25 protein-coding genes are annotated in these 25,797 nt (G+C 50.5%); 14 read left to right on the forward strand and 11 right to left on the reverse strand.

From position 1 onward, the window contains the following. Positions 1–202: 202 nt before the first annotated feature. The 3 genes from LDL70_RS00290 to LDL70_RS00300 all read left to right on the forward strand — a co-directional run bounded on the left by LDL70_RS00290 (position 203) and on the right by LDL70_RS00300 (position 2,269). Positions 203–391: a hypothetical protein gene (locus LDL70_RS00290; RefSeq protein ID WP_028233459.1), complete on the forward strand. Its 189-nt coding sequence runs from the start codon at positions 203–205 to the stop codon at positions 389–391. Then, the gene (locus LDL70_RS00295) at positions 391–1,422 is read left to right on the forward strand and encodes a lytic transglycosylase domain-containing protein (protein WP_225685828.1); all 1,032 of its coding nucleotides are present in this window, start codon (positions 391–393) and stop codon (positions 1,420–1,422) included. Before LDL70_RS00290 ends, LDL70_RS00295 begins: the two co-directional genes overlap by 1 nt. Positions 1,423–1,609: 187 nt before the next feature. Beyond that, on the forward strand, positions 1,610–2,269 hold the full coding sequence (locus LDL70_RS00300; protein ID WP_225685830.1) for a hemolysin III family protein: 660 nt from the start codon (positions 1,610–1,612) through the stop codon (positions 2,267–2,269). A 176-nt stretch (positions 2,270–2,445) separates the two neighbouring features. On the opposite strand, the gene LDL70_RS00305 is transcribed toward LDL70_RS00300, so the two are convergent. After that, positions 2,446–3,666 carry an argininosuccinate synthase gene (locus LDL70_RS00305; protein ID WP_075654727.1) on the reverse strand — a complete coding sequence of 407 codons (1,221 nt, stop codon included), beginning with the start codon at positions 3,664–3,666 and terminating at the stop codon, positions 2,446–2,448. Positions 3,667–3,885: 219 nt separating this feature from the next. On the opposite strand from LDL70_RS00305, the gene LDL70_RS00310 reads away from it, so the two are divergent. Continuing rightward, positions 3,886–4,545: a LysE family translocator gene (locus LDL70_RS00310; protein ID WP_225685832.1), complete on the forward strand. Its 660-nt coding sequence runs from the start codon at positions 3,886–3,888 to the stop codon at positions 4,543–4,545. Positions 4,546–4,601: 56 nt separating this feature from the next. Here LDL70_RS00310 and LDL70_RS00315 read toward each other — a convergent pair whose 3' ends face one another. The 6 genes from LDL70_RS00315 to LDL70_RS00340 all read right to left on the reverse strand — a co-directional run bounded on the left by LDL70_RS00315 (position 4,602) and on the right by LDL70_RS00340 (position 8,859). Continuing rightward, positions 4,602–5,072, reverse strand: coding sequence for a hypothetical protein (locus LDL70_RS00315; RefSeq protein WP_225685834.1), 471 nt, complete (start codon positions 5,070–5,072; stop codon positions 4,602–4,604). 57 nt (positions 5,073–5,129) lie between these two features. Continuing rightward, the gene (locus LDL70_RS00320) at positions 5,130–5,573 is read right to left on the reverse strand and encodes a hypothetical protein (RefSeq protein WP_225685835.1); all 444 of its coding nucleotides are present in this window, start codon (positions 5,571–5,573) and stop codon (positions 5,130–5,132) included. A gap of 196 nt (positions 5,574–5,769) precedes the next feature. Continuing rightward, complete coding sequence (gene rlmN / locus LDL70_RS00325; RefSeq protein WP_225685845.1) at positions 5,770–7,008, reverse strand: 23S rRNA (adenine(2503)-C(2))-methyltransferase RlmN; 1,239 nt, start codon at positions 7,006–7,008, stop codon at positions 5,770–5,772. A gap of 300 nt (positions 7,009–7,308) precedes the next feature. Continuing rightward, complete coding sequence (locus tag LDL70_RS00330) at positions 7,309–7,812, reverse strand: invasion associated locus B family protein (protein WP_225685852.1); 504 nt, start codon at positions 7,810–7,812, stop codon at positions 7,309–7,311. A 278-nt stretch (positions 7,813–8,090) separates the two neighbouring features. After that, a complete protein-coding gene (locus LDL70_RS00335) occupies positions 8,091–8,483 on the reverse strand; it encodes a YkvA family protein (protein WP_022710203.1) in 393 nt (130 codons plus the stop codon). Positions 8,484–8,565: 82 nt separating this feature from the next. Further along, on the reverse strand, positions 8,566–8,859 hold the full coding sequence (locus LDL70_RS00340; protein WP_075654037.1) for a 4a-hydroxytetrahydrobiopterin dehydratase: 294 nt from the start codon (positions 8,857–8,859) through the stop codon (positions 8,566–8,568). A gap of 238 nt (positions 8,860–9,097) precedes the next feature. Here LDL70_RS00340 and LDL70_RS00345 point away from each other — a divergent pair, with 238 nt between their 5' ends. Beyond that, positions 9,098–9,586, forward strand: coding sequence for a low molecular weight protein-tyrosine-phosphatase (locus tag LDL70_RS00345; RefSeq protein WP_225685854.1), 489 nt, complete (start codon positions 9,098–9,100; stop codon positions 9,584–9,586). A 148-nt stretch (positions 9,587–9,734) separates the two neighbouring features. Here the strand turns inward: LDL70_RS00345 and thpR are convergent, their stop codons facing one another. Then, positions 9,735–10,355, reverse strand: a complete 621-nt coding sequence (gene thpR / locus LDL70_RS00350; protein ID WP_116086219.1) for an RNA 2',3'-cyclic phosphodiesterase — start codon at positions 10,353–10,355, stop codon at positions 9,735–9,737. Between the two features lie 302 nt (positions 10,356–10,657). Next, a complete protein-coding gene (locus tag LDL70_RS00355) occupies positions 10,658–11,323 on the reverse strand; it encodes an arylesterase (RefSeq protein WP_225685856.1) in 666 nt (221 codons plus the stop codon). 187 nt (positions 11,324–11,510) lie between these two features. Between LDL70_RS00355 and LDL70_RS00360 the strand changes: the two genes are divergently transcribed. The 3 genes from LDL70_RS00360 (at position 11,511) to LDL70_RS00370 (ending at position 15,780) form a co-directional block, all read left to right on the forward strand. Beyond that, a complete protein-coding gene (locus LDL70_RS00360) occupies positions 11,511–12,248 on the forward strand; it encodes an ABC transporter ATP-binding protein (protein WP_225688257.1) in 738 nt (245 codons plus the stop codon). Between the two features lie 17 nt (positions 12,249–12,265). Next, positions 12,266–14,839, forward strand: coding sequence for an ABC transporter permease (locus LDL70_RS00365; RefSeq protein WP_225685858.1), 2,574 nt, complete (start codon positions 12,266–12,268; stop codon positions 14,837–14,839). Positions 14,840–15,048: 209 nt separating this feature from the next. Next, positions 15,049–15,780, forward strand: a complete 732-nt coding sequence (locus LDL70_RS00370; protein WP_075654041.1) for a Bax inhibitor-1/YccA family protein — start codon at positions 15,049–15,051, stop codon at positions 15,778–15,780. A 66-nt stretch (positions 15,781–15,846) separates the two neighbouring features. On the opposite strand, the gene LDL70_RS00375 is transcribed toward LDL70_RS00370, so the two are convergent. Continuing rightward, complete coding sequence (locus LDL70_RS00375; protein WP_225685860.1) at positions 15,847–18,564, reverse strand: autotransporter outer membrane beta-barrel domain-containing protein; 2,718 nt, start codon at positions 18,562–18,564, stop codon at positions 15,847–15,849. Between the two features lie 178 nt (positions 18,565–18,742). Further along, the gene (acnA, locus tag LDL70_RS00380; RefSeq protein WP_370637722.1) at positions 18,743–21,433 is read right to left on the reverse strand and encodes an aconitate hydratase AcnA; all 2,691 of its coding nucleotides are present in this window, start codon (positions 21,431–21,433) and stop codon (positions 18,743–18,745) included. 346 nt (positions 21,434–21,779) lie between these two features. Between acnA and ccmA the strand changes: the two genes are divergently transcribed. The 6 genes from ccmA to LDL70_RS00410 all read left to right on the forward strand — a co-directional run bounded on the left by ccmA (position 21,780) and on the right by LDL70_RS00410 (position 25,774). Further along, the gene (ccmA, locus tag LDL70_RS00385; protein WP_225688261.1) at positions 21,780–22,439 is read left to right on the forward strand and encodes a heme ABC exporter ATP-binding protein CcmA; all 660 of its coding nucleotides are present in this window, start codon (positions 21,780–21,782) and stop codon (positions 22,437–22,439) included. After that, positions 22,436–23,101 (forward strand): heme exporter protein CcmB, encoded by a 666-nt coding sequence (gene ccmB, locus LDL70_RS00390; RefSeq protein ID WP_022711326.1) that lies wholly within the window; start codon positions 22,436–22,438, stop codon positions 23,099–23,101. The genes ccmA and ccmB overlap by 4 nt, the downstream gene beginning before the upstream one ends. A gap of 81 nt (positions 23,102–23,182) precedes the next feature. Further along, the gene (locus LDL70_RS00395; RefSeq protein WP_151158731.1) at positions 23,183–23,998 is read left to right on the forward strand and encodes a heme ABC transporter permease; all 816 of its coding nucleotides are present in this window, start codon (positions 23,183–23,185) and stop codon (positions 23,996–23,998) included. Continuing rightward, positions 23,995–24,153 carry a heme exporter protein CcmD gene (gene ccmD, locus LDL70_RS00400; protein WP_075654044.1) on the forward strand — a complete coding sequence of 53 codons (159 nt, stop codon included), beginning with the start codon at positions 23,995–23,997 and terminating at the stop codon, positions 24,151–24,153. Before LDL70_RS00395 ends, ccmD begins: the two co-directional genes overlap by 4 nt. Positions 24,154–24,155: 2 nt before the next feature. Beyond that, positions 24,156–24,767 (forward strand): DsbE family thiol:disulfide interchange protein, encoded by a 612-nt coding sequence (locus LDL70_RS00405; protein ID WP_225685862.1) that lies wholly within the window; start codon positions 24,156–24,158, stop codon positions 24,765–24,767. A 74-nt stretch (positions 24,768–24,841) separates the two neighbouring features. Beyond that, on the forward strand, positions 24,842–25,774 hold the full coding sequence (locus LDL70_RS00410) for a hypothetical protein (RefSeq protein ID WP_225685864.1): 933 nt from the start codon (positions 24,842–24,844) through the stop codon (positions 25,772–25,774). The last annotated feature ends 23 nt before the right edge of the window (positions 25,775–25,797 follow it).

Raw genomic sequence — 25,797 nt, forward strand, 5'->3', positions numbered from 1 at the left:
TCTCACGGGCGGAATCTCTGTAAATATTTCATCAACCATGAGATGGAATCCTCAATCTTCGGGATTCTATGACGATTTCTACTGCATGAGCGATACAGTTTCCGGTTGCGTTTAATCAATGCATTCTGCTGTGTCGCTTCTTACGTTTGTCGGGCGATGGCTTGTGCTGCCTGCAAACGAAGACAACGAAAAGGATCGCCCGATGGCATTCGAAGAGATCAAGGCGGAAATCGCTTTACTGTTTGAGCAGATGGTCAACCAGCCGGAAGACATGCATGAACTGGCTGAGTCCATTCGTGAGAAGCTCAATGCGATGAGAGCCAGTGGTCTGCCATTGCCGGAAGATCTGGTTGAACTCGAAAAACGTCTCAACAACGAAACGGGTGCCTGATGCGATTTTCAGCTCTGGCTCTCCGTTCTGCTGTTCTGCTCTCCGGTGTTGTGGCTTTGTCGGCCTGTACCACCACCAATAATTCAAAAACTGCTGCCAGTTCGGCAACAACTCAGGCTGTTGATGTTGCCGTGGCTGATATGGCTACAGCCGTCGGAGCGCCTGCAGAGGCTGCTTCTATTGACGCTAATCCTGACGGCAGCGCAAAAGGTGCTACAATTGCAGCTTCTGCCTATGCGGCAGAAAAAGGCAATGCTGCACAGGTCGCCGCTCTGGCCGTGACAGAAGCAGGCGATCCGGTTTTGCCGGCTACCGTGCCGACACCGGCATTCCGCCAGACCGCAACAGAGGCTTTGATTGCAACGGCAACACCGTCACTGGCAACCGGTGCACATAATACACCGGGCGAAGTGAAATATACCGGCGTTACCAAGTCCGGCACTGCGAACCATCTGGTCGAGCAGCGTGCCGAGATCGCGGCAGACAGCAAGCCGGAACTGCATAATCTTATCGGCCAATATGCGGCAGCCTATCAGGTGCCGGAGCGTCTGGTGCACCGCGTGGTGCAGCGTGAGAGCCGTTATAATCCTGTTGCCCGTAATGGTCCGTATTTCGGCCTGATGCAGATCAGTCATGCCACAGCGCGCGGTATGGGCTATGATGGCAGCCCGCAGGGACTGCTCAATGCCAATACCAATCTGCGTTATGCGGTGAAATATCTGGCCGGTGCCTATAAAGTCGCCGGTGGCAATGAAACGCAGGCCGTGAAATTCTATGCCCGTGGTTATTATTATGATGCCAAGCGCAAAGGTCTGCTGGAAGAAACCGGTCTGCGTAAAGGCCCGAACTCCATCCGCACCGCTTTTATTGAGCCGGGTAAAGCTACAGAAGCCGCAAAAGCTGTGACAGCCGCAGCAACCGGCAATGCTGTTGATGTGGCGCAAACCGATCCTATGGTCACGCAGTCTGTTGCTAAATCTGCAAAAGCATCGCGTGTGCAGCCGAACAGACGGGATTTCAGCACCCGCTGATCTGAAATTTTGCAAGTTTTAAAACCGCCTGTTTTCTAATGAAGCAGGCGGTTTTTTATTGTCTGCAGCTCTGATCGGGTAATTTTACAGGCAGGTCATTTTGTCGTCATGAATCTATAATCATTCTGACGCATACTCATTTTGACCTCGCTTTTTATCATCACCCCGAAATTGTGCAGGCGGCACCATGAACCAGATTTTACAAAAGGCTGAAGCCTCCGTTGCACGTCTCTATGACAAGGCGGAATTATGGGCGGATGGCATCGTCCATGTTGTGGGCGTGGCTCTGGCCGTTGGCGGCGCAGCCGTGATGCTGTGGTATTTTGCAGGACAGATTTCGCCGGTCATTTATATTTCCGCGCTGATCTATGTGCTGAGCCTTGTGGCCGCGCTATCGATTTCAGCAATTTACAATATCTGGCCGATCTCACCGGTGAAGCAGTTTCTGCGCCGCTTCGATCACTCCATGATTTATGTGCTGATTGCCGGAACCTATACGCCCTTCATCATGAAAATGGGCGAGGGGGCTGGCTGGCATTTGGGGCTGGTCTGGTTGATTGCGTTTTGTGGTATTGCACTGAAGCTGACAATGCCCGGTCGTTTTGACCGTCTGGCAATCCTGCTCTATCTGGCGCTCGGCTGGAGCGGTGTGTTGATCTATGATCAGCTGTTGCAGTTTCTGCCTCTGCAAGTGGTGGTACTGATCGCCGCCGGTGGGATTATTTATTCACTCGGCGTTATTTTCCACGTTTGGGAACGCCTGCGCTTTCAGAATGCCATCTGGCACGGCTTTGTCGTGGCGGGAGCGGCGCTCCACTACAGTGCTGTCTTTCTCGCCGTCCACTAGGGATTCCGGCTCTGGCGGTCTGCAAATGGCAATTTTCTCCGCTCCGGTTCTCGAAAATCACCATTTTCGCCACGCCATAACCAAAATCCAACGCCGCGTTTGTGATGCCAAAAGATAAATAAAAAACAGCCGGATTGCTCCGGCTGTTTTGTTGTTTCAGTCTTTAGTTGGCTTAATTAGCCGCGGTTGCGGGCAGCCAGTGTGCGCAGACGCAGTGCATTAAGCTTGATAAAGCCCGCAGCATCTTTCTGGTCATAAGCGCCGTGATCATCTTCAAATGTCACCAGCTTGTCAGAATAAAGCGACTTGTCGCTCTCACGGCCGGTCACAATCACATTGCCCTTATAGAGCTTCAGTGTCACTTCGCCTTCTACATGACGCTGGCTGTGGTCGATTGCAGCCTGCAGCATTTCGCGTTCCGGCGAGAACCAGAAGCCGTAATAGATCAGTTCCGCATAGCGTGGCATCAGTTCATCTTTAAGATGTGCTGCGCCGCGATCCAGCGTAATGCTTTCAATCGCGCGGTGTGCTGCCAGCAGGATAGTGCCGCCCGGTGTTTCATAAACGCCGCGGGACTTCATGCCAACGAAACGGTTTTCAACGAGGTCAAGACGACCGATACCATTGTCGCGGCCATAGTCATTGAGTGCAGCCAGCAGGGTTGCAGGCGACATGCGCACGCCGTTGATCGAAACCGCATCACCGCGCTCAAAGCCGATTTTGATGATGGTTGGCTTGTCCGGTGCAGCTTCCGGTGAAATTGTGCGCATATGCACATATTCAGGAGCTTCAACAGCCGGATCTTCCAGTACTTTACCTTCCGAGGAAGAGTGCAGCAGGTTGGCATCGACGGAGAACGGTGCTTCGCCCATCTTGTCTTTTGCCACAGGAATCTGGTGCTTTTCAGCAAAATCGAGCAGGTCTGTACGGCTCTTGAACGACCAGTCACGCCAAGGAGCAATGATCTTGATATCCGGATTCAGTGCATAGGCTGACAGTTCGAAACGAACCTGATCGTTACCCTTGCCGGTTGCACCGTGTGCAATCGCATCCGCGCCGGTTTTCTTGGCGATTTCGATGAGGTGCTTGGAGATCAGCGGACGGGCAATCGAAGTACCGAGCAGGTAAACGCCTTCATAAACTGCATTGGCGCGGAACATCGGGAAAACGAAATCGCGGACGAATTCTTCACGGACATCTTCAACGAAGATTTCTTTGATACCGAGCATTTCAGCTTTTTTACGTGCCGGTTCCAGTTCTTCACCCTGACCGAGATCAGCAGTGAAAGTCACAACCTCAGCACCGAGCTCGGTCTGCAGCCATTTCAGAATGATAGAAGTATCGAGACCGCCGGAATAAGCGAGCACGACTTTTTTAACGTCTTTCCAGTTGTTCATTTTATGCATCCAGTACGAGCCGGTACGGCATCTGAGTGTTTTTCGCTTTTCAGCGATGAAATTCTGATATTTCTTTTATCATCTCAATAGTGTGAAGCAAGCCGTCTTAATGGCACAGTCGTGAGATTGTTAAATTTTAGATATGCCCGTGTAAATCCGGTTCCGCAGAAACAAATTCTGCGTTAGTTTGGCCAAACTTAACCGCTTCGGGGCGCATGCATGTCATTCTTTAATTCTCTGACTTTTATTCCGGACTGGCCGGTTCTGGTTCAGTTCGCTATTGCGACATTTATCCTGTCGATCACACCGGGCCCGGATATGACACTGTTTGTTGGTCGTGCCTTATCTGAAGGGAAGGCAGCAGGTTTTGCCTGCCTTGCGGGAGCATCCAGCGGCATCGTCATCCATACCACAATGGTGGCGATTGGTTTGTCTGCGCTGATTATTGCGTCACCAAGTGCATTTTGGGTGCTGAAAGTTGTCGGTGCCGGATATCTGGTGTTTTTGGCTATTCAGGCGCTGCGCAAAGGCTCAGCTTTTTCGCCGGAAAAAAGCAGCGGTAAAAAACATACGCTGTTTCAGAATTGGGCAACGGGCTTAGGGATTAATCTGCTCAACCCGAAGATCATCCTGTTCAACATGACCTTCCTGCCGCAATTCGTGTCAGCGCATGATCCGCATGCACCGGGGAAACTGTTTTTCCTCGGCCTGTCTTTCATCCCGCTCAGCCTGCCGGTAGTGGTGCCGATGATTTTGGCGGCAGATAAATTTGCCGGACTCCTGAAGAAAAATCCGACGGTCACACGCTGGGTGGATTATGTTTTTGCGGGTGTGTTCTCAGTTTTTGCGCTGAAAATTCTGCTGGCTGAAGGCAAATAATTTATAGCATGTCTCCCAAAAGCGGATGCCGGTTTTGGGAGACATGCGTGAAAAAACTATTCGGTTTCCGGTGTTTTTTTGCCGGAAACCAGATTGCTCCAGCGTCCGGCTACCAGCCAATAGATAAAGCCGCCGATAATTCCTGCGGCTGCGCAGCTCATCATCATCATGGCTTCGTCAGCATTTTTCACATCGGGCTGAAAACCTGCCACGAAGAGAATAATGCCGGCTGCCAAACCACAGAGACTGTAAAACAGGCTGTCGCGTTTGTTGAAATATTCACCGATGGCAATAGCTGCAAGTGCAGGCCAGAAGGCGAGATAACCGATAATCATCGCCATGAATGGTGTGGCAACGAACAGTCCCGCGCCGAAGCCATATTCAAAACCATCATTGATGATATCCGGCAGCATGCCGATCGTGGAGATCAGCATAATATTCAGAAAAAGACCCGCAGCCAGAACGGCACAGCCATAGCCAAAGATGATGACTGTGAACCGGCCGATCAGTTGCAGGCTTTTATCCATGTTGAATGTATCTTTGATTGAATTGAAGGTTGTTTCTTTAAATTATAGTGTATTATTTTACTCTCGTTGTGATGGAATATTTGTCCATCGACCTGCAATCATCCAGTATGTTAGGCCACCAATAAAACCACTGAATAAAATTTTTGCTAAAATGGCGATTATACTACCGCCTTGATTTCCAGCATCTGAGTAAGCTGCATAAAGAAACAGGTTCATAGTAATTGCAGCTAAAATGTAAAATAATTTATCTCTTCTTGAGAATAATTCTCCAGGCACGACAATAAGCAATGCTGGAAGAATTGTATATGGCCAAGTAACGTAGCTATAAAATACTGAAATTAATGCAATTCCTAAAAGTCCTAAAATATTATTCCCTCCCATAGAAGGATTTATAAAGAGAGCATTTATAAATCCTAATGAGCTAACTGCAGCAGATACGGCAAGAAAATATCCTGTAAGTATTACGAAAATACGTGCAGTTAAATTCGTTATGGTGATCATTTTGCATCCGTTTTACATGGAAATAAGCGGAATTTTTTAGTGCAAGGTTACTTTAATTAACTAATATTAGATTTACATTGCATCGCAGCGTAAAATTATGCATGTAACTATATACTTCCAGAGTGATTAATAGTTTGTTCTATCAAGTTCACTCTGGAATTGTTTTTCTAGATGTATTGAATAGGTAGGGTGCCGTTTAATCTTCGCCGTGATTGGCGATCATCATGGCTTCCAGCGCCAGACGATCAGTTTTACGCATGCGCTCGGATTCCGATTTCAGCTGACCGCAGGCGGCGAGAATATCGCGGCCGCGCGGTGTGCGGATCGGAGAGGCATAGCCCGCTGCATTCACATAATCGGCAAAGCGTTCAATCTGTTCCCAGTCGGAGCACTGGTAATTGGTGCCCGGCCACGGGTTGAACGGAATGAGATTGATTTTCGCCGGAATACCTTTGAGCAGCTGTACCAGTTTCTTGGCATCTTCCAGACTGTCATTGACGTCTTTGAGCATCACATATTCAAAGGTGATGCGCTTGGCATTGGACAGGCCCGGATAAGCGCGGCAGGCTTTGATCAGTTCTTCCAGCGGGTATTTCTTATTGATCGGCACCAGCATGTCACGCAGATCATCGCGCACGGCATGGAGCGAGATTGCCAGCATCACGCCGATTTCCTCACCGGTGCGGTAGATTTCCGGCACAACACCGGAAGTGGAAAGTGTGATGCGGCGCTTGGACAGCGACAGACCATCACCATCCGAGGCAATCAGCAGTGCTTTTTTGACATTATCAAAATTGTAGAGCGGTTCGCCCATACCCATCATCACGATATTGGTGATCTTGCGGCCTTCCGCAGGCACAATCGCACCATCCGGTGTGTTGGTTTCAGGGAAATCGCCGAGACGGTCACGGGCGGTGAGCAGCTGCGAGAGGATTTCTTCTGAAGTCAGATTGCGTACCAGCTTCTGTGTGCCGGTATGGCAGAAAGAGCAGGTGAGGGTGCAGCCGACCTGAGAGGAAATACACAGCGTGCCGCGGCCTTCTTCAGGAATGTAAACACATTCGATTTCAACCGGACGTCCCGCACCGCGTGGCGGAAAGCGGAACAGCCATTTGCGTGTACCGTCGGTGGAAATCTGTTCTTCCACAACCTCCGGACGGGCAATGGTGAAATGCTCGGTCAAAGCGCTGCGCAGGTCTTTGGAGATATTCGCCATATCGGCAAAGTCTGAAACACCGCGCACATAGAGCCAGTGCCAGAGCTGCGCGATGCGCATCTTGATCTGTTTGGCCGGAATGCCGATTTCCAGCAAGGCCTCACCCAGCTCCTCACGGGAAAGACCGATCAGTGTCGGCTTTGGTGCCAGCATTGCACGGGCATTGGCAGCCAGTGCATCACGGGTCTGAGGCGTGGTAAGGTCATAAGAAATAGACATCGGTTTTACTTAAGGCTCACAATTGCATAGCCGCATCAGAAGGACAAAAGCCCTGATTGGAAACTGATAAAGCGGCACTGTTGCATGATTTAATGGGGGCGTTTTTCGCGATGAGATCCGCAAGAATACCCTGAAGTGCGGCCTCATAGCACGGAAATGGCGCTGCGTCACGCTTTTATCAAGGGTTATGATTTGCGACTTTTTGTATTCATCGCCGGAATGCAAAAAAGCCGGACATAAATCCGGCTTTTAAACTTTTCAGATTTTACCCGCTTTAGCGGCATTTCTGACCTGCTCGCTTTAGCGGCACTTTTGAATCGCAGCGAGCGCTGCGGAAATGCCCTTCAGGGAATAGGTATAGGTGGTTTTTGTACCACGCTTTGATGCAGCATTTACAACCATATCCGCACCGCCGCGCATGGCAGCAATCAGCTTTGGTTCTTCTGCGGCATTTTCCATCCAGCCGGATTTACCATTGGTGAACATATTAAAGCGCGCATTGCCGATGGTGACGGTCACTTTAGAATTGGCCTGCAATTCATAACCGGCCATAAATTGCGGCTCAAAAGATACGTTCTGGCCTGGCTTCTGGCTGACGAGGAAGAAATTATCTCCGTGGTCTACAGATGTAGGCTGCTTCTGGGTCGGGACGGACAGGACATAACATACTTTACCGTTGCCCGACTGATAGCTGTATGCGCCCCAGGCGTTGAACTGGCTGATCTGGCTCGGCGACTGGGCAAGCGCACTGCCTGCCATAGCCATTGTGAACACAGAAGCCGCGACGATCGATTTTCCAAGCATAGGTCCTACCGGTTCTCTTTCGTTTTGCTTCAAACTCAAAATCCGGGAAACATGCTGTTTAAGGCACGTCCCGTTTGTTTGTCTTAATTTGACTTAATCTGGGTTACCAAACCGTGAAGTTTTGAGGCAAAAGAGAGGTTTTTCTGAAGAATATGCAGAAATTCTCACTCACTTGCCCTTATCCGTGACTTCAGCATCAGGAAAACGGCGATAGTTTGTTCTCGGGTTTTTTGATTCTGTATTCTTTGAAATCAGCGATTTGTGCAGACGGACAGAGCTCAGTGCTCCTGCGGTTCCGCGTCAGGGTTCTGACTTAAGGATTGTCGCGCGGCGGCATAATGCGCCGGTGTAATATGCCGGCGTACAGAGGCCAGCGCTGCCATTAAGACAGCCATATCGTCGGTGAAGCCGATGCCGACCAGAAGATCCGGTACAAAATCAAAAGGCAGCACGAAATAAGCAAGTGCGGCAAGCAAAGTTGCACGCACACGGGCAGGTGTTTTCGTATCCAGCGCGCAATAATAGGATGCGACCAGATCTTCTGTAAAAGGCACTTTGCCTGCGGTCTTTTTCAGGGTCTTCCAGAAGTTTTTGCGCACACGCTGTGCACGGCTTTCCTGCTCGCGCTCTGAGCCCGGCTGCAAAATTTCACCTATTTTGACATCATCCATAGCAAATCCTCATCAGGAAAGAGATGGTGTGACCTGAGCATCTTTACAAGATATCAGGATTGTTGCCGGTACCGAAAACGGATCACCCGGCATAATCATTGATGAGTTGCGCCATGCGCATATCCAGCGCTGTCAGACCTTTGGCCGAATGGGTGGTGAGGGTAATTTCGACCTTATTATAGGTATTTGACCACTCCGGATGGTGGTCGAGTTTTTCTGCCGCCATGGCAATACGGGTCATAAAGGCAAAGGCTGCATTGAAGTCGAGGAATTTGAAGTTTTTACGGATTGAGCCGTGATCTGCCGATAATTCCCAGCCGGAGAGGCCGGACATGGCTGTTGAAATTTCTTCGCGGGTGAGGGGGGGGCGGGACATGGCAAGCTCCTGAGACGGTCAAAAACAGGGATATGAGAACGGGGATATTAGCATAAAACCGGATTAAATTATCGTAACTTGTTTTTTGTACAGTTTCGGTTCATTTCACATTTTATATTGATGCCGTATCAGAGCAAATTCTGATCGGGGCCAATCTTGATCCAATGATTGCACAGGCTGAAACACGCCCGCATCTGTTGCTCATAAGTCTTATAGTGTGAATGTCGGGGGGGAATGTATGTCGCAGCCATTTTCGATACTTTTCATCTGTCTTGGTAATATTTGCCGTTCTCCTCTGGCTGAAGGTGTTATGCGCAGCGTTTTGCAGGAACGCTTCCCGCAGCGGGAGTTTCTGATCGATTCCGCAGGTACCAACGGGTATCACACCGGAGAGGCTCCGGATGAGCGCTCTGTTGCTGTTGCGGCAAGAAACGGAATTGATATTTCCTCGCAACGCTGCCGTCAGCTTGGAGCTGCGGATTTCAATCGCTTTGACCTTATTTTGGGCATGGATCAGAATAATCTGATGACAATCAACCGTCTTGCACCAGCAGGCAGTTCTGCGGTGACAGGCTTGTTCACCGCAGTGGCACGGGATGGTTTTGCGGGCAATAGCGCTGATCGCGGAGAAGAAATCCCTGATCCGTATTATGGCGGAAACGCCGATTTCGAGCGGGTTTACCGGATGGTTCGGGAAGCAGCCGAGGCACTGGCCGACAGGTTATAATGTGGCGCTGGCTGAAAGACAGCTTAATAAAAAAGCGGCAGAGTAATCTGCCGCTTTTTTGTTTCGCAGGTTGCCGCAACTTACTCTGCGGCGCTTTGTTTAGCAGGATGCTGCAGCTTACTCTGCGGCACTTTGTTTAGCTGGCATCCTACTCTGCAGCACCGGCACGAAACTGATAATGCAGAGGTGATGCCCCGTCTTCAAAGCCCGCATTAAATGAAGGCTTGCGCAGCGGCCACACTTCTTCCGTGACATAAGGCCCGCCGCCGGTGGATTCCTTCGACGACATCAGCACAAAACGGGTGACGTTGAACGGCAGCGTGGTGAAATTGCCCCGCTCCGAGAGATAGCGGGCAATCTGCATATCCGGCAGGCCTTTGAGCCGTGCCAGTGTGACATGCGGGGTAAATTTGCGCGGGTCAGGCGGCAGTCGCAATCTCTGACAGATCCGTTCCATTTCTGCCTGCAAGGCCAGCAGTTCGGGAGACGGTGCAACACCGGCATAAATACTATGCGGTTTTTTGGTGCCGAACACATCGACGCCGGTCAGTTGCAGCGTAAAGCCGGGCCGGTCAATCCGGTCAAGCGCGTGAACGATCTCATCGGCCACATGACCTTCGACATCGCCGATAAACCGTAATGTGATGTGGTAATTTTCCGGATCAATCCAGCGGACAGAACCTTTGGGTCCGATCAGCCCGCCACGCAAAAGTGAGAGTGACAGGGCAGCATCCCGGGAGATTTCGAGGGCAGTGAAAAGGCGCGGCATAGCATCCTCCTCAATGGGATATGGTCTCAAATATGGTTCTTTCCAAACCAGCACCATTGACTTGCGGTCTGATCTGGAGCGGCTCCTCAACCTGCAAGTGAAGCAGATTGCAAAGCCTTAACTGACAGCGAACCACCGATCTGCTCATTGCACAAGTGCTTTGTGAGATAAGCCCCAAAACTTTGTCTGCTCGTGTTAAGTTTTGCGGCTTTTTACCAGATCATGTGTTTCTGATTGAATAACTATCATACAGATTGTGTCAGGAAGATGAATCGCACTTGTTGATAATCTTCCCGGCAGGATCAGTTGAGATCAATTGATTCCTGATCCAGCATGGCCTTCACATCCGGCAGAATATTGGCAACCATGACCTTCACACCTTGCGGGTTCGGATGCATTCCGTCTTCCAGCAGCAGTTTTTTGTCGGCTGCCACACCGTCAAGAAAGAACGGGTAAAGTCTGACCTGATATTTGTCTGCGAGCTTTTGATAGAGCGGATTAAATTTGGCAGCATAATCTGCGCCCATATTCGGTGGTGCAATCATTCCGGCCAGTAACACCGGAATGCCGCGTTCCTTTAGACGCGCCAGCATCTGGTCGAGATTTTTCTCGGTCAGTTCAGGGGAAATGCCGCGCAGGGCATCATTCGCACCAAGCTCCAGAATAACCAGTTGCGCTTCATCCGGCACAGACCAGTCGAGGCGAGCCAGACCGCCGCTGGAGGTGTCGCCGGAAACACCGGCATTGGCAACTGCGGTTTTATAACCGGCTTCACTGAGTGCTGTCTGCAATTGGGCGGTAAAGCCGTCGGTCTGCGCCAGCTGATATCCGGCCATCAAACTGTCGCCGAAACCTACAATCTGCACTGTATCTGCAGCATTTTCCTGTGCCTTTGCGGGTAATGAGACAGCCCAAAAAAGACCCAGCAGCAAAGCCATGCCTGTAAGATGTATGAACCGCAATGCCATTGGTTTTTGATCCTGTCCGAGTTTTCTTATTTGCATATGGCGAATATTCTGTGGCTTGCAAGAGCCAAATTTATGGTCAGGGCAACAGTATTTCACCCTTTGCCCTGTACATTAGCTTTCTGCGACCCCAGATAGAAAACAATCTGTCTTCAGAGCCTCCGCCATTTATCAGGGAAATGACGTGACCATGCAGCCTCACCAATCCGGTATTACGCTTGAGAATATTGATCTCACACTGGGCAGCAATGCCGCCCGCGTCCATGTTCTCAATGATATTTCCCTGAAAATACAAAGCGGTGAATCTGTTGGTATTGTCGGACCGTCCGGCTCCGGTAAGTCTACATTGCTGATGGTGCTGGCAGGACTCGAAAAGGTCGATAGCGGTCAGGTGCTTATCAGCGGCGAACGGATCGACCGGATGAGTGAAGATCAGGCCGCCGCCTTTCGCGGGCGCAATATCGGCATTGTTTTTCAGTCCTTTCACCTGATCCCCAATATGACAGCACTGGAAAATGTGGCGGTACCGCTGGAGCTGGCGGGGCGCGATGATGCATTTGTCGTTGCCGAACAGGCTTTGAAATCCGTCGGGCTTGGCCATCGTCTGTCGCATTATCCGGCGGCACTTTCCGGTGGTGAGCAGCAGCGTGTGGCGATTGCCCGTGCCTTGGCACCGCGACCGGCTATTCTGATTGCCGACGAGCCGACCGGAAATCTTGACAGTGAAACCGGCAACCAGATTGCTGATCTGCTTTTCTCCAAACAAGAAGAATACGGGCTGACAATGGTGCTGGTGACGCATGATCCGTCGCTGGCTGCCCGTTGCGTACGGGAAATTCAGGTGCGCTCCGGTCGTATTCATTCTGATCCCATGTCTGGCAAGAGCCATACGCATGAAGAAACCGTTCGGGCGGAAGCCGCGCAATGACGGCGGGCACGACAGGGATGACAAGTAAAGTTGCAACGAAGCCGTCTTTCGCACTGGCGCTGCGCTTTGCATTGCGTGAAATGCGTGGCGGTTTGACCGGCTTTTATATTTTTCTCGGTTGTATTGCGCTTGGCGTTGCTGCCATTGGCGGGGTGAATTCCGTTGCCCGTTCTATTGCCGATGGTCTGGCGGTTGAAGGACAGGCTATTCTCGGTGGTGATGTCAGCTTTATGCTCAATCAGCGTGAGGTGACGAAGCAGGAACGGCAGTTTCTGAACGCGCAAGGCACGGTGTCTGAGAATATCACCATGCGTTCAATGGTACGCATGACAGATGGTTCCGATCAGGCGCTGGTTGAGGTGAAGGCCGTGGATAGCGCCTATCCGCTCTATGGCACATTAAAACTGGCACCGGATTTGGCGGCTTCAGAGCGTTTTGCATTGCAGGACGGAGCCTATGGCGCGGCTGTGCCGCAGCTTTTGCTGGATCGTCTGGGTCTGAAACTCGGTGACCAGATCATGCTCGGTTCGACAAAGTTTGCGTTGCGGGCGATTATTGAGAGCGAGCCGGATATGCTGGGCTCCGGCATGGCTTTGGCACCGCGTTTTCTGACTTCTGATGAAGCTCTGCGGGCGTCCGGTCTTATTCAGCCCGGCAGTCTGGTCAACTATATTTATAAAATCGCTTTGCCGGATACGGCGCAGGCGGGAGCACAGGATACACGTCTGGCAGCGCTGGAAGCTGCGGCGGAGAAAAATTTCCCTGAAGCGGGTTGGAATATTCGCAACCGTAATAATGCGGCACCGGCTTTATCCGCCAATATTGAGCGGTTCTCGCAATTTCTCACCCTTGTCGGCCTCACATCGCTGATTATCGGCGGTGTCGGTGTTGCTAATGCAGTGCGCAGTTTTCTCGACGGCAAACGGCCTGTTATTGCGACCTTTAAATCGCTGGGTGCATCGGCTGATTTCGTGGTGTTAATTTATCTGTTTCAGATCGTGGCTATTGCGCTGATCGGAATTGTCATTGGTCTGGTACTGTCACTGGGTTTAAGCGCCGCTGCGATCTATGGCCTGTCGTCTTATCTGCCGGTCAGCGGCGGGCTCAAACTCTACCCGCAAGCGCTGTTGCTGGCGACAGCTTTCGGGCTGATTACCACGCTGATCTTTGCCCTGCTGCCTTTGGGGCGGGCACGGGAAATTCCGGCAACGGCTTTGTTCCGCCAGAAAGGTTTTGATCAAAGCGGCTGGCCGCCGCTGCTCTATATGCTGACTGCGGGGCTTCTGCTGCTGATATTGATCGGGCTGGTGCTGTTTTTTGTTGAAGATCAGCGCATTGCCGGTGTGTTTATCGTGGGAGCGGTTGCTGCGTTTATCATTCTGCGCGGGGTCTCATACGCGTTGCGTATGCTGGCGCGTAAAGCGCCGCGGTTCCGCTCTCCGGCTTTGCGGCTGGCAGTGGGCAATATTCACCGTCCGGGTGCGCTGACACCTTCGGTTGTGCTCTCGCTCGGTCTTGGCCTGACTTTGGTGGTGGCGCTGGCTCTGGTTGATGGTAATCTGCGCCGTCAGATCACCCAGAGCCTGCCTGCTCATGCGCCGAATTTCTTCTTTGTCGATATTCAGAATACGGAAATTGATGGCTTCCGCGATCTGTTGGCGAAAACAGCACCGGAAGGCAAAGTCGTCAGTGCCGCGATGCTGCGCGGGCGCATAGTGGCTTTGAACGGCACCGATGTTGATAAGGTGACTGTGCCGCCGCAGGGTGCATGGGTGCTGCGCGGGGATCGCGGTATTACTTATGCGAAAAATCTGCCGGAAAATTCCACAATGACACAAGGTGAGTGGTGGCCAGCAGATTACAGCGGTGAGCCGCTGGTGTCTTTTGCGGCCAAAGAGGCGGAAGAGCTCGGGCTTAAAATCGGTGATACGGTGACAGTGAATGTGCTTGGCCGGAATATTACTGCGAAGATCGCCAATTTCCGTCAGGTGCAGTGGGAAACACTGGCGATCAATTTTGTCATGGTGTTCTCGCCGAATACTTTTGCCGGTGCGCCGCATTCATGGCTGGCGACACTGACCGATGCCAATGCGGCACCGGAGCAGGAAGCCAATGTGTTGCGCACCGTGACACAGACTTTCCCTGCGGTCACATCTGTGCGGGTTAAAGATGCGATTGAAGTGGCCAATGACCTGATCAGCCAGCTGGCGGTGGCTATTCGCTGGGCTGCATCGGTCGGCTTGCTGGCGGCAATTCTGGTACTGGCCGGAGCACTGGCGGCAGGTAATCGTGCCAGACAACATGATGCGGTGGTGCTGAAAACATTGGGTGCCACACGTCTCACGCTGATCCGCGCCTTTGTCTATGAATATGCGCTGCTTGGCTTGGCAACGGCCGTTTTTGCCCTTGGAGCGGGTGGTCTGGCTGCATGGTTTGTGGTGGTAAAGCTGATGAATTTGCAGATGCGGATGCTGCCGGACGTGGCATTTTTCACAGTGCTGACGGCGCTGGTTCTGACTGTCGGTTTTGGTCTTGCCGGTACATGGCGGGTGCTTGGGCAGAAGGCAGGGAGTGTTTTACGGGAATTATAAAGGCTTAGATACTCTGTTTTATCGTACTGAGAGAAACAGGGCGCAGCGTAAAAGATTCTAAAAACAAAGCTTTTTTACTGGTAAAGGGTTGTTTGGTCTTGTTTTGAACATGCAAAATAACCATTATATCAGGCAGGCATGCTGGGGTTCCGCCAGCGGCGCCTGGGGAGCGCCCCCGACACCGGACGGAACAAGGCAAGAGGAATATTATGGTAGATTTTCGTAATGTACAGGCGCAGAGCCCGGTCGGGGCGCGCGCAGACGCAGCCGTCGATCAGGGACTGCGCTCATACATGCTTGGCGTTTATAATATGATGGCGATTGGTCTGGCCGTAACCGGTCTGGCTGCACTCGGCACATCCTATCTCGCCATGAACAATCCGGCCTTCGCACAACTTATGTATGGCAGCCCGCTGAAATGGGTCGTAATGCTTGCTCCATTGGCTGCCGTATTTTTCCTGAGCTTCCGCATTGAGCGCATGAGCGTTGCAACCGCGCAGCTGACATTCTGGGTTTATGCCGGTTTGGTTGGTCTGTCGTTGTCCTCGATCTTCCTCGTCTTTACCGGCGAGAGCATCGTGCGCACGTTCTTCATTACCGCAGCCTCTTTTGGTGCCCTGTCGCTTTACGGCTACACCACCAAACGCGACCTGTCGGCAATGGGCTCGTTCCTGATGATGGGTCTGTTCGGCCTTATCATTGCCTCCGTGGTTAACATCTTCCTCGGCTCTTCTGCTCTGCAGTTTGCAGTATCGGTTCTTGGTGTTCTGATCTTTGCCGGTCTTACCGCCTATGACACACAGCAGATCAAGGAAATGTATTACGAAGGTGATGCATCCGATGCGATGGGTCGCAAGATTGTAATGGGCGCACTGCGTCTTTACCTCGACTTCATCAACATGTTCATGTTCCTGCTCAACTTCCTGGGCAACCGTGAATAGTGCTGAAGGTTTCAGGTTTTGAAATCAGAAAGGGCAGCCGCAGGGCTGCCCTTTTTCATTGTTGTTTCACCAGCGTATCTTAAATCCGAGATTGCCGGAGAGACTGTAATTGTCACTGATATTCTTCGTGGCGCCGCTGGTTTCAACTGTCCCGAAGACAGCATATTTGCCGTCATTCCAGCTATAGGTCGAACCCAGCGTTAATTGCAGCTGTGTGTGGGCTTGTCCGCCGGTATAGAAAGGTGTGCCGGAGACAAGGATGAGATTGGAATTTCCTGTGAAGTTTTGCTGCACACCAATCATGCCGTAAAGATCCAGTTTTCGGGTGAAACCGGCAGCATCCTGCCATGCATTTTCATAGTTCGTTGCCAGACCAAGACGACCCAGCACATCATTCTCATTGGAGTGATGGACTCTGGCATCGTAGAAATCCGTATAATCCTTCAGATTCAGACCGGAATAGGTCAGTTGTGCCTGCGGTGTGAATGACCAGAAATCATTATACTGGATACGTTTTCCGACTTCGATGCCAAAACCATAACCGGCATTATTATGATCGGAGACATGGTTCTTCCGTGTCAGATCAGAATAAAGGTCGGTCTTGTACCAGCTGACCTGTGTCTGGGCATCGGCATAAAAACCATTATCGCCATACCATGTCAGAGCACCGCCGAAACCATAGGCCTGCGTGTTGATATCGCCATCGCCATAGCGCGAATAGCTTCTGCTTTTGGCATCAATATAATGCACCCAGCCGCTACCGATCAGGCGGCCGGTCTCGGTTTCGCGCAACTGGCTGTCGAGACCCGCTTGTACCAGCCAGTAATTCTGGCGGTATTTGCTGGCAATGGTTGATGATTGCGAGCTGTAGTTTTCCTGACCTGCCTCTGTGCGTATCCAGAACAGTCCTGTATCCGTGACAACTGTGCCGGCTTCAGGTGGCTGATAGCCGGAGCCCACGCCATCGCCTTGCGCAATATGATAGGCTCCTGCACCGCTCCAGTAACGGTTTCCGGCGCGTGTATAGAGCGATGACATCAAAGTCTGATTGATGCTTCGCATGTTTTCTACATTATTGTTGTATAGCGGTGCGCCCGGCTGATAGCGCGGATCCGGATTTGGCCCCGGAGGTGCTGGTGGTACAGGTGGAGTAGGCGGTGACGGAGGTCCCGGAGGTGTTGGCGGAGTTGGTGGTGACGGAGGCCCCGGAGGCACTGGCGGTCCCGGAGGTGATGGTGGTGATGGCGGGGAAGTATTTGTACTACGTAAATACCAGTTGCCATCATCTGTTGAGGGGAGGCCTTTTTCGAGTGTATAGGCATAAGCGCCGGCTATAATGGCATCTTTTTCATCGGGTGTGGTGTAATCGGGATTACCCAGAAACATTGTAGCATCCGATTGTCCGTCTACTTCGATGATCTGAATGCCGTTGACAGTGGGGGATCCTTGTCCATTTTTATTGCGAATTGTTATAGCTGAATGTCCGGATGAATTACCGGTTATGGTAATCTTATCAGTTGATGAGCTATCGTCATTTAAACTGGTATCTAAGGTGATGTTACTATTCGTATTGCCTATATAGTCGCCTGAAATGTGTAGTGTTGAGAAATTATTGTCATCACCAGGAGATATTGTTCCGAAATTGCTTAGTGTTCCTATACTTGCGAATCCGGTAAATAAACCGCCATTTTCAATGTTCAATGCGCCAGATAAATTGATATTATTTTGTGCGCTTCCTGCTAATAGACTCGCATTTTGCTTGATATTAAGTGTGATGTCAGTTGAACTGTTTTTGATGATGGATGTATTTCCGGCATTAAAATTAACGATACCTTTTCCAGTAAGACTACTGTCTAAAATAAAGTCCTGATTGTTGTGATTGATATTTAAAGTAGCTATGCCGCTCCCGAAGTTAATTTCAGGAGCAATAATTTTTCCTGCCGCTTTTGTACCGTCAATATCTCCGATATTCAGAGTGCCTATCGAACCGGTATTTTGAGAAATTATAATCTTACTATTTGCTTGTAATGTAGCTCCGTCAGACACTGTAATAGTTGCTGTTCCACTTTCTGCAATTATTATATCTGAATTTGATGAAAGTATACTGTTTTCATCTGTAACGGTGATGTCGGCAATGGAGTTTACAGCATTTGCTAGTAGTAATTTTTCAGAAGACAATTTAGCTTTATCAGAAATACTGACGCTTGAGGTCCCTTGATCTGAAAATATTGTGTTACCTAGGATCGCTTCTGTATTGTCTCCGCTAAGGAATAATGCAGTTTTAGATATCAATGACTGCGACAGTATGAAATTATTTTGAGATGAATGAATTAATTTACCGCCATTTTCAATGATTATTTTTGTATTTCCTGTGTCTACACCACTAATTAAATCTTCTTTTAAATTTAAGGTTCCGTTGTCTTGGACAGTAAGCGTGCCTTCGGCTTGCAGTTTAACAAAAGTTATATTTTCATTTACATCGAGGCGACCGCCTTTAATGACTAGGGTTGGCAGGCCGGTTGATTGATTTTGGTCAAAAATAACATTGTCGACAACCGCGTTCGTTTGCAGAATGGTAATATTCGGTGCCGAACTTGGAATGGTGACTGTATCGCCTGTCGTTGGACCAGTGTTATTTTGAGGAGCCCAATTGCTCAGGTCAGCCCAATCTGTACTTGTATCTCCCAACCATGTATAATTGGCGGCATTTAGAATATCTATATTAGAGTAAAATATTGTTGTAGATAAAAAGAGTGCATAATATTTGCTTGATTTAAGAACCATGACTATCTCCTTGGTTCTTAATTGATATGGTTAATTTTTGTTAATATCATCTGTTATATTTAACAAGATTTTAATTTATATGATAATTTAACGTTTATAAATCTACGCTGTGACTTTTATAGCAAAACACCGCTGAATTTCTTCAGCGGCGTTTTTATTCATATTAAGCGCTTAGCTATCAGGCTTTGGCCAGATCACGCAGAACGGTCTGCAGAATGCCGCCGTTCTTCATGTAGTCCAGCTCATCCAGCGTATCGATACGGCAGATCAGAGGGACCTGCTTCACTGAACCGTCAGCGAAAGTGATGGTTGCATTGGTCTTCTGGCGCGGACGAATGTCTGTCAGACCTTCAATGGTTACCACTTCGTCGCCCTTCAGGCCGAGGGACTGCCAGCTTGTGCCTTCTTCAAACACAAATGGTACAATGCCCATGCCCACGAGGTTGGAACGGTGAATACGCTCGAAAGACTGCGAGATCACAGCTTTAACGCCGAGCAAGTTGGTACCCTTGGCAGCCCAGTCACGGGACGAGCCGTTACCATATTCAACACCGGCAAACACAACCAGCGGAACGCCCTCTGCCTTATACTGCATTGCTGCATCATAGATCGAGGTTTCTTCCTTGCTTGGGTAGTGAATGGTGTAACCGCCTTCGCGACCATTTTCACCGAGCATGTGGTTGCGGATACGGATATTCGCAAAAGTACCGCGCATCATGACTTCGTGGTTACCACGACGTGTACCGTACTGGTTGAAGTCTGCAACCGCAACGCCGTTATCGAGCAGATATTTACCGGCAGGGGACTGAGCCTTGATCGAACCGGCTGGCGAAATGTGGTCAGTGGTGATCTTGTCGCCGAACAGGCCGAGCACGCGTGCGCCCTTGATGTCGGAGATTTCACCGGCTGATTTGCCCATGCCTACGAAATATGGCGGGTTCTGCACATAGGTCGAGTTATCGTCCCATGCATAGGTCTGGCCGGCTGGTACCTGAACGGCCTGCCAGTTTTCGTCGCCCTTGAACACGTCGGCATATTTTTCCGAGAAGATCTTACGCGTTACGTTCTTGGCAATGAATTCCTGAATTTCAGCCGATGAAGGCCAGATATCACGCAGGAATACAGGGTTGCCGTCTTTGTCTTCACCGATTGGTTCTTTGGTCAGATCTTTGGTGACAGTACCGGCCAGAGCGTGGGCAACAACCAGTGGCGGGGATGCCAAATAGTTGGCCTGAACGTCAGGCGATACGCGGCCTTCAAAGTTACGGTTACCGGAGAGAACAGCAGCGCCGATCAGGCCTTTTTCATTGATGGTCTTGGAGATCGGAGCAGGCAGCGGACCGGAGTTACCGATACAGGTGGTGCAACCGAAGCCAACCAGGTTGAAGCCCAGTGCGTCGAGATCTTTCTGCAGACCTGCATTTTCCAGATAGGCAGCAACAACTTGGCTACCAGGTGCCAGTGATGTTTTAACCCAAGGCTTGGTTTTCAGGCCTTTGGCAACAGCATTACGGGCAAGAAGACCTGCAGCAATCAGCACGCTCGGGTTCGAGGTGTTAGTGCAGGAAGTGATCGCAGCGATCACAACATCGCCGTGGCCGAGATCGAAATCTTCGCCTTCAACAGCGTAGCGTGCAGTCTGACCGGTTGTCTTCTTATATTCGTTTTCCAGAGAGGTCGCGAAACCGGAAGCAATGCCTTCCAGAGCAATACGGCCTTCAGGACGCTTCGGACCAGCCATGGATGGAACAACGTCACCCATATCCAGCTCAAGAATGTCTGTGAAGACAGGGTCTGTGCTGTCAGCTTCACGCCACATGCCCTGTGCACGGGAGTAAGCTTCAACCAGTTTGAGACGATGTTCGTCACGGCCGGTTGTGTTCATGTAGTTGAGGGTCTCTTTGTCTACAGGGAAGAAACCACAGGTCGCACCATATTCAGGGCCCATATTGGCAATGGTTGCGCGGTCTGCAAGGGTCATATTGTCGAGACCCGGACCGAAGAACTCAACGAATTTACCGACAACGCCTTTTTTACGCAGCATCTGGGTAACGGTGAGCACGAGGTCAGTCGCGGTGACGCCTTCTTTGACCTTGCCGGTCAGTTTGAAGCCGATAACTTCCGGCAGCAGCATGGAAACCGGCTGGCCGAGCATCGAAGCTTCCGCTTCAATACCACCAACACCCCAGCCAAGAACGCCAAGGCCGTTGACCATGGTTGTGTGGCTGTCTGTACCAACGCAGGTGTCAGGATAAGCAACGGTTTCGCCGTTTTCTTCCTTGGTCCATACGGCCTGTGCCAGATATTCAAGGTTAACCTGATGGCAGATACCTGTGCCCGGAGGAACAACGCGGAAGTTCTGGAATGCCTGCTGACCCCATTTCAGGAAGCGGTAACGCTCGGCATTGCGCTGATATTCGAGATCAACGTTGTTTTTGAATGCCTGCGGGTTGCCGAATTCGTCAACGATCACGGAGTGGTCGATCACGAGATCAACCGGTACCAGCGGGTTGATTTTTTCTGCATCGCCGCCGAGTGCCACCATGGCATCGCGCATAGCTGCGAGGTCAACAACGGCAGGAACGCCGGTAAAGTCCTGCATCAGCACGCGGGCAGGGCGATAGGCAATTTCCGCACCGGCAGAACCGCGGTCAACGAGCCATTTGGCGATACTCTCGATATCCGCTTTCTTGACGCTGCGGTCATCTTCAAAGCGCAGAAGGTTTTCAAGCAGAACCTTCATGGAGAATGGGAGTTTGGATACGCCTTCAAGACCGTTTTTTTCAGCTTCGGTCAGGCTGTAATAAACATAGTCTTTGCCGTCGACGGTAAGCGTCTTATGGCATTTGAAACTATCGATGTGAGACACGATGTTCGTCCTTCATGCTTACTGGCCGGAAAACCAGGACGAACGCCTCTGCTGCGTTTCAAGGACGCGCTTAGGTGCGGGTGCAGTCATTTCCGCTGTCCGTCCCGAGGCCTGTGCTTAACAAGGAACTTGTTTAACAAACATCAGGCTTTAGAGATCGGCCAAAAATGGTTTCCACGCCGACCGCTGGCATGGTAGCTGCTATATAGTCAGTTTTTTAAAACTGTTCCAGACTCTTAAAGCGTAAAATTATGCTGTTGCGGCGAAATGTTGCGGCTTGTTTTGTCGAGGTTCCTGATAGGGAAAACCGGACAATTTGATGAATAATCGAGGTATCGGAGGCCATATGCGGCTTGTTGCGGAAAATCTGAGCGGAGAACGGGGCGATAATCTCCTGTTCAACTCTCTGTGCGCAAGCCTGAATGATGGTCAGGCTTTGATTATCACAGGGCCGAATGGCGCAGGAAAATCAACGCTGCTGCGAATCATTGCCGGTCTGTTGCCTGCCTCTGACGGTACAGTCTGGCTGGAGACGGACGACGGCTTAGAGCCGGTGATGGCACACAGCCATTATCTCAGTGCCCTCAATGCGATGAAACCGGCGCTGAGCGTTTATGAAAATCTGAAATTCTGGCAGGATTTTCACGGAAGCCACCTGCACGACATTGATGAAGCGCTGGAAATCGTCGGCCTCAATAATATTGATCATCTGCCTTACGGCTATCTCTCCACGGGGCAGAAACGCCGTATAACCATTGCTACGCTGCTCTGTTCGCATCGCCCTTTATGGCTGCTGGATGAGCCGACCTCGGGTCTGGACACCCATGCGCAAGCGATGTTTGCCGGTGTGATGCGGGAACATTTAAAAAAGGGCGGCATGATTGTTGCTGTCACGCATATTGCGCTCGGTCTGGAACATGCGGGTTCTGATGCAGTGCAGCATTTGCGGCTTGAAGATTACCAACTTGGCGACCATAGCGCTGAAGCGCAGGGCTGGTTGCTATGAAGGCTTTGTTTTGGCGTGATTTGCGTATTGCCATTCGCGCAGGCGGTGGTGCTTTAACCGGCATCCTGTTTTATCTGGCTGTTGCCGCCGTCGTGCCCTTTGCTGTCGGGCCAGATCTTAAATTGCTGGCGCGCATTGGTCCTGCAATGTTGTGGCTCGGTGCGCTGCTGGCGGTGCTGCTTGGCCTTGACCGGTTGTTTCAGGCGGATCGTGAAGACGGCTCGCTGGATGTGATGATCATGGCACGGGAGCGTCATTTTCTGACATTGACGGTGATTGTGAAATGTCTGGCGCATTGGGTAGCAACGGTTTTGCCGTTGGTGATTGCCGCGCCGTTTCTCGGACTGATTATGAATATGGAGCCGCTGGCAATCGGTGCAACAGCGCTCACATTGCTGATCGGCACACCGGCGGTGATCTTTATCGGCGCATTGGGCGCGGCGCTGGCCGTTTCCATGCCGCGTGGCGGGTTGCTGGTCTCGGTGATGATCCTGCCTTTGACCATTCCGGTGCTGATTTTCGGTGTCTCGGCATCCTATGGTGCGGTGACCGAAAATGCAGCTTTTCTCTCACCTTTGCTGATGCTGTCGGCGAATACACTGATTGCTGCTATTATCGGGCCATTGGCCGCAGCTTTCGCATTGAAAATTTCGACAGATTAAACCCATATTCTGAATAAGAGTGCTGCCTCTTGCGAGGTTTCTCTAAGGATAGCTTAAGCTTACAAATATATCCGGGTATCTATGACTGAACGATCAACTGATAAAGCCTTATCCAAAGATGCACCGCGCCGCTTTCAGGCGCTGCTCGATCTGGCTAATCCGACACGTTTTCTGAGCCTGAGCAGTACAATCCTGCCATGGCTGTCGGCGCTGACTGTGCTGTTATTGCTTGCGGGTCTTTATATGGTGTGGTTCGCACCGGAAGATTATCAGCAGGGGCTGACCGTGAAGATCATGTTCATACATGTGCCTTTCGCATGGCTGTCGATGATGTGCTACACGGTGATGACCATTGCAGCACTCGGCACACTGGTCTGGCGACATCCGCTGGCTGATGTCTCGGCCAAAGCTGCGGCACCGCTGGGCGCCATGTTTACCGCATTGGCACTGGTTACCGGTTCACTGTGGGGCAAGCCGATGTGGGGCACATGGTGGGTGTGGGATGCACGCCTGACCTCGGTTTTCATTCTGTTTCTGATGTATCTCGGCATCATCGCGCTGACCCGCGCCATGGACGATCAGGCAAAAGCTGCACGTGCTGCCGCTGTCCTGACACTGGTTGGCTTTATCAATATTCCGATCATCAAATTCTCGGTCGACTGGTGGAACACATTGCATCAACCTGCTTCCGTGTTGCGTATGGAAGGGCCAGCCATGCCGCCGAGCATGCTTTATCCGTTGCTGGTGATGGCATTGGCGATGACCATGCTGTTTTTCACGCTGCATCTGATGGCGATGCGTAACGAGATTTTCAGCCGCCGTATTGCGGCAATGCGTAAAATTGCAGCGCGTAATGCCGAGCGCGAAAACCGTAAACCGGCAGGAGAAGCGGCATGACGCATCTGAGCTATGTTCTTATTTCCTATGGTGTTTCTGCCACGGTGATTGTGGCGATTGTTGCATGGATATTGCTGACCCAGACACGTTTGCGGGCAGAACTTGCACGACTTGAGAAACAGGGCATTCGCCGCCGCTCGCAAAAGGCTGATTGATAATGACTGATCCGGTGAAGACATCTGGCGGAGCGGATGCTCCGCAGAATAAAAAACGCGTTGTGGTGGCGCTTCTGCCGCTGCTTATTTTTGCAGCACTTGCCGGTATTTTTACATGGCAGTTGCTGAGCGGAAAAAATATGCAGGAAATTCCCTCAGCTTTGATCGGGCGCGATGCACCGTTGACCGATCTGCCGCCGCTGGAAGGATTGCGGCTGGCTGACGGAACGCTGGTGCCGGGCTTGAAAGGCGCTGATCTGAAGGGGCAGGTGACGCTGGTCAATATCTGGGCATCATGGTGCGTGCCGTGCCGCGATGAGCATCCGCAGATTATGAAGCTGGGGCAGGATCCGCGCATTAAAGTGGTAGGTCTGAACTATAAAGACGCGCCGGAAAATGCACTGGCCTTTCTGAACAGCCTCGGCAATCCTTACAATGTCGTCGGCACAGACCGCTCCGGCCGCGCCGGTATTGAATGGGGTGTTTACGGCGTGCCGGAAACCTTCATCGTCAACCGCGAAGGCAAGATTGTTTATAAATTCGTCGGGCCTTTAAGTGACGAGAGCATGGCAAGGCAGTTTATGCCAGAGCTTGAGAAAGCTTTGGCGCAGTAGAATTAGCTGCTGAGAATTACTTTTATTGGAGACTTTTCAGGTATTTGGAGGGTGTTTTGGGGTGGAAAAGTACAGTGCGCTCAATCAATCGGGCGGTTCAACAGGCGAAAAAAGATGAATTGAAACGCCAAAAATATGCTGAAAAAACGCAATTGATAGCCTTTTCGGCTCAAGCTGTAACTAATCTTGATGAGCATATTCATAACATAACATCTGTTCATCATTCTTCTGATCAACTCCTTGATTGGTCACATAAGAGGGAAATGATCAAAGCTTCGAGTCCTGTCTTACCATCCAAATACGATCTTGCGGTTCAAAGAGCTGCGCTGGATTTAGCTGAGTTTAAACCTAATATCTTCCGTATATTCCAAGGTGGAAATAAAGCCTGTTTCGAAAGGCTGAAAAAAACACATCAACTGGCAATACGTGCCAAAGCAAATGCTGTTGAAGATTTTAATAAGGATCATAAAGATTGGGAGGATCGTGTATCCTCAATAGAGGGAGCCTTACAGGGTGAGGTTTCGGCTTTGAAAGAGTTTTTAAAAAACATCAAAAATTTATCGGATGACTCTCGGGTTGGAAAAAATATCTTCTTTGAGATTAGTAATAATTATATTCATGCAAAGCCTATAGTTCACAGTTCTGATATAGTTCCGGCAATAAGGCGAAAACAGCTTGCAAGTGGCCGATTGTCTGAAACGAAGATGCCGGATGCACAATTTCATGAAATTTATCAAGATTATGTTTGTAGTGTCGCTTTTCGTGTAGGTGCAGAGGTGTTTAATACAGTGCCATTGAACACTGTTTTTGTTACATGTCACACGGATATGTTGGATGCATCAACGGGACATATTGAAGAAACAGCTATTCTATCTGTTCAGTTTATGCGAAGTACATTTGAAAAATTAAATCTTAAAAATATTGATCCATCAGATGCTTTGAGGAATTTTAAACATAGTATGGACTTTAAGAGGTCAAAAGGGTTCGAAAAAATAACCCCTCTGTAATGTTAGGCCAGCATTTCTAATAA

The sequence above is a fragment of the Pseudochrobactrum sp. XF203 genome (genome assembly GCF_020341615.1).
GTDB lineage: Bacteria > Pseudomonadota > Alphaproteobacteria > Rhizobiales > Rhizobiaceae > Pseudochrobactrum > Pseudochrobactrum saccharolyticum.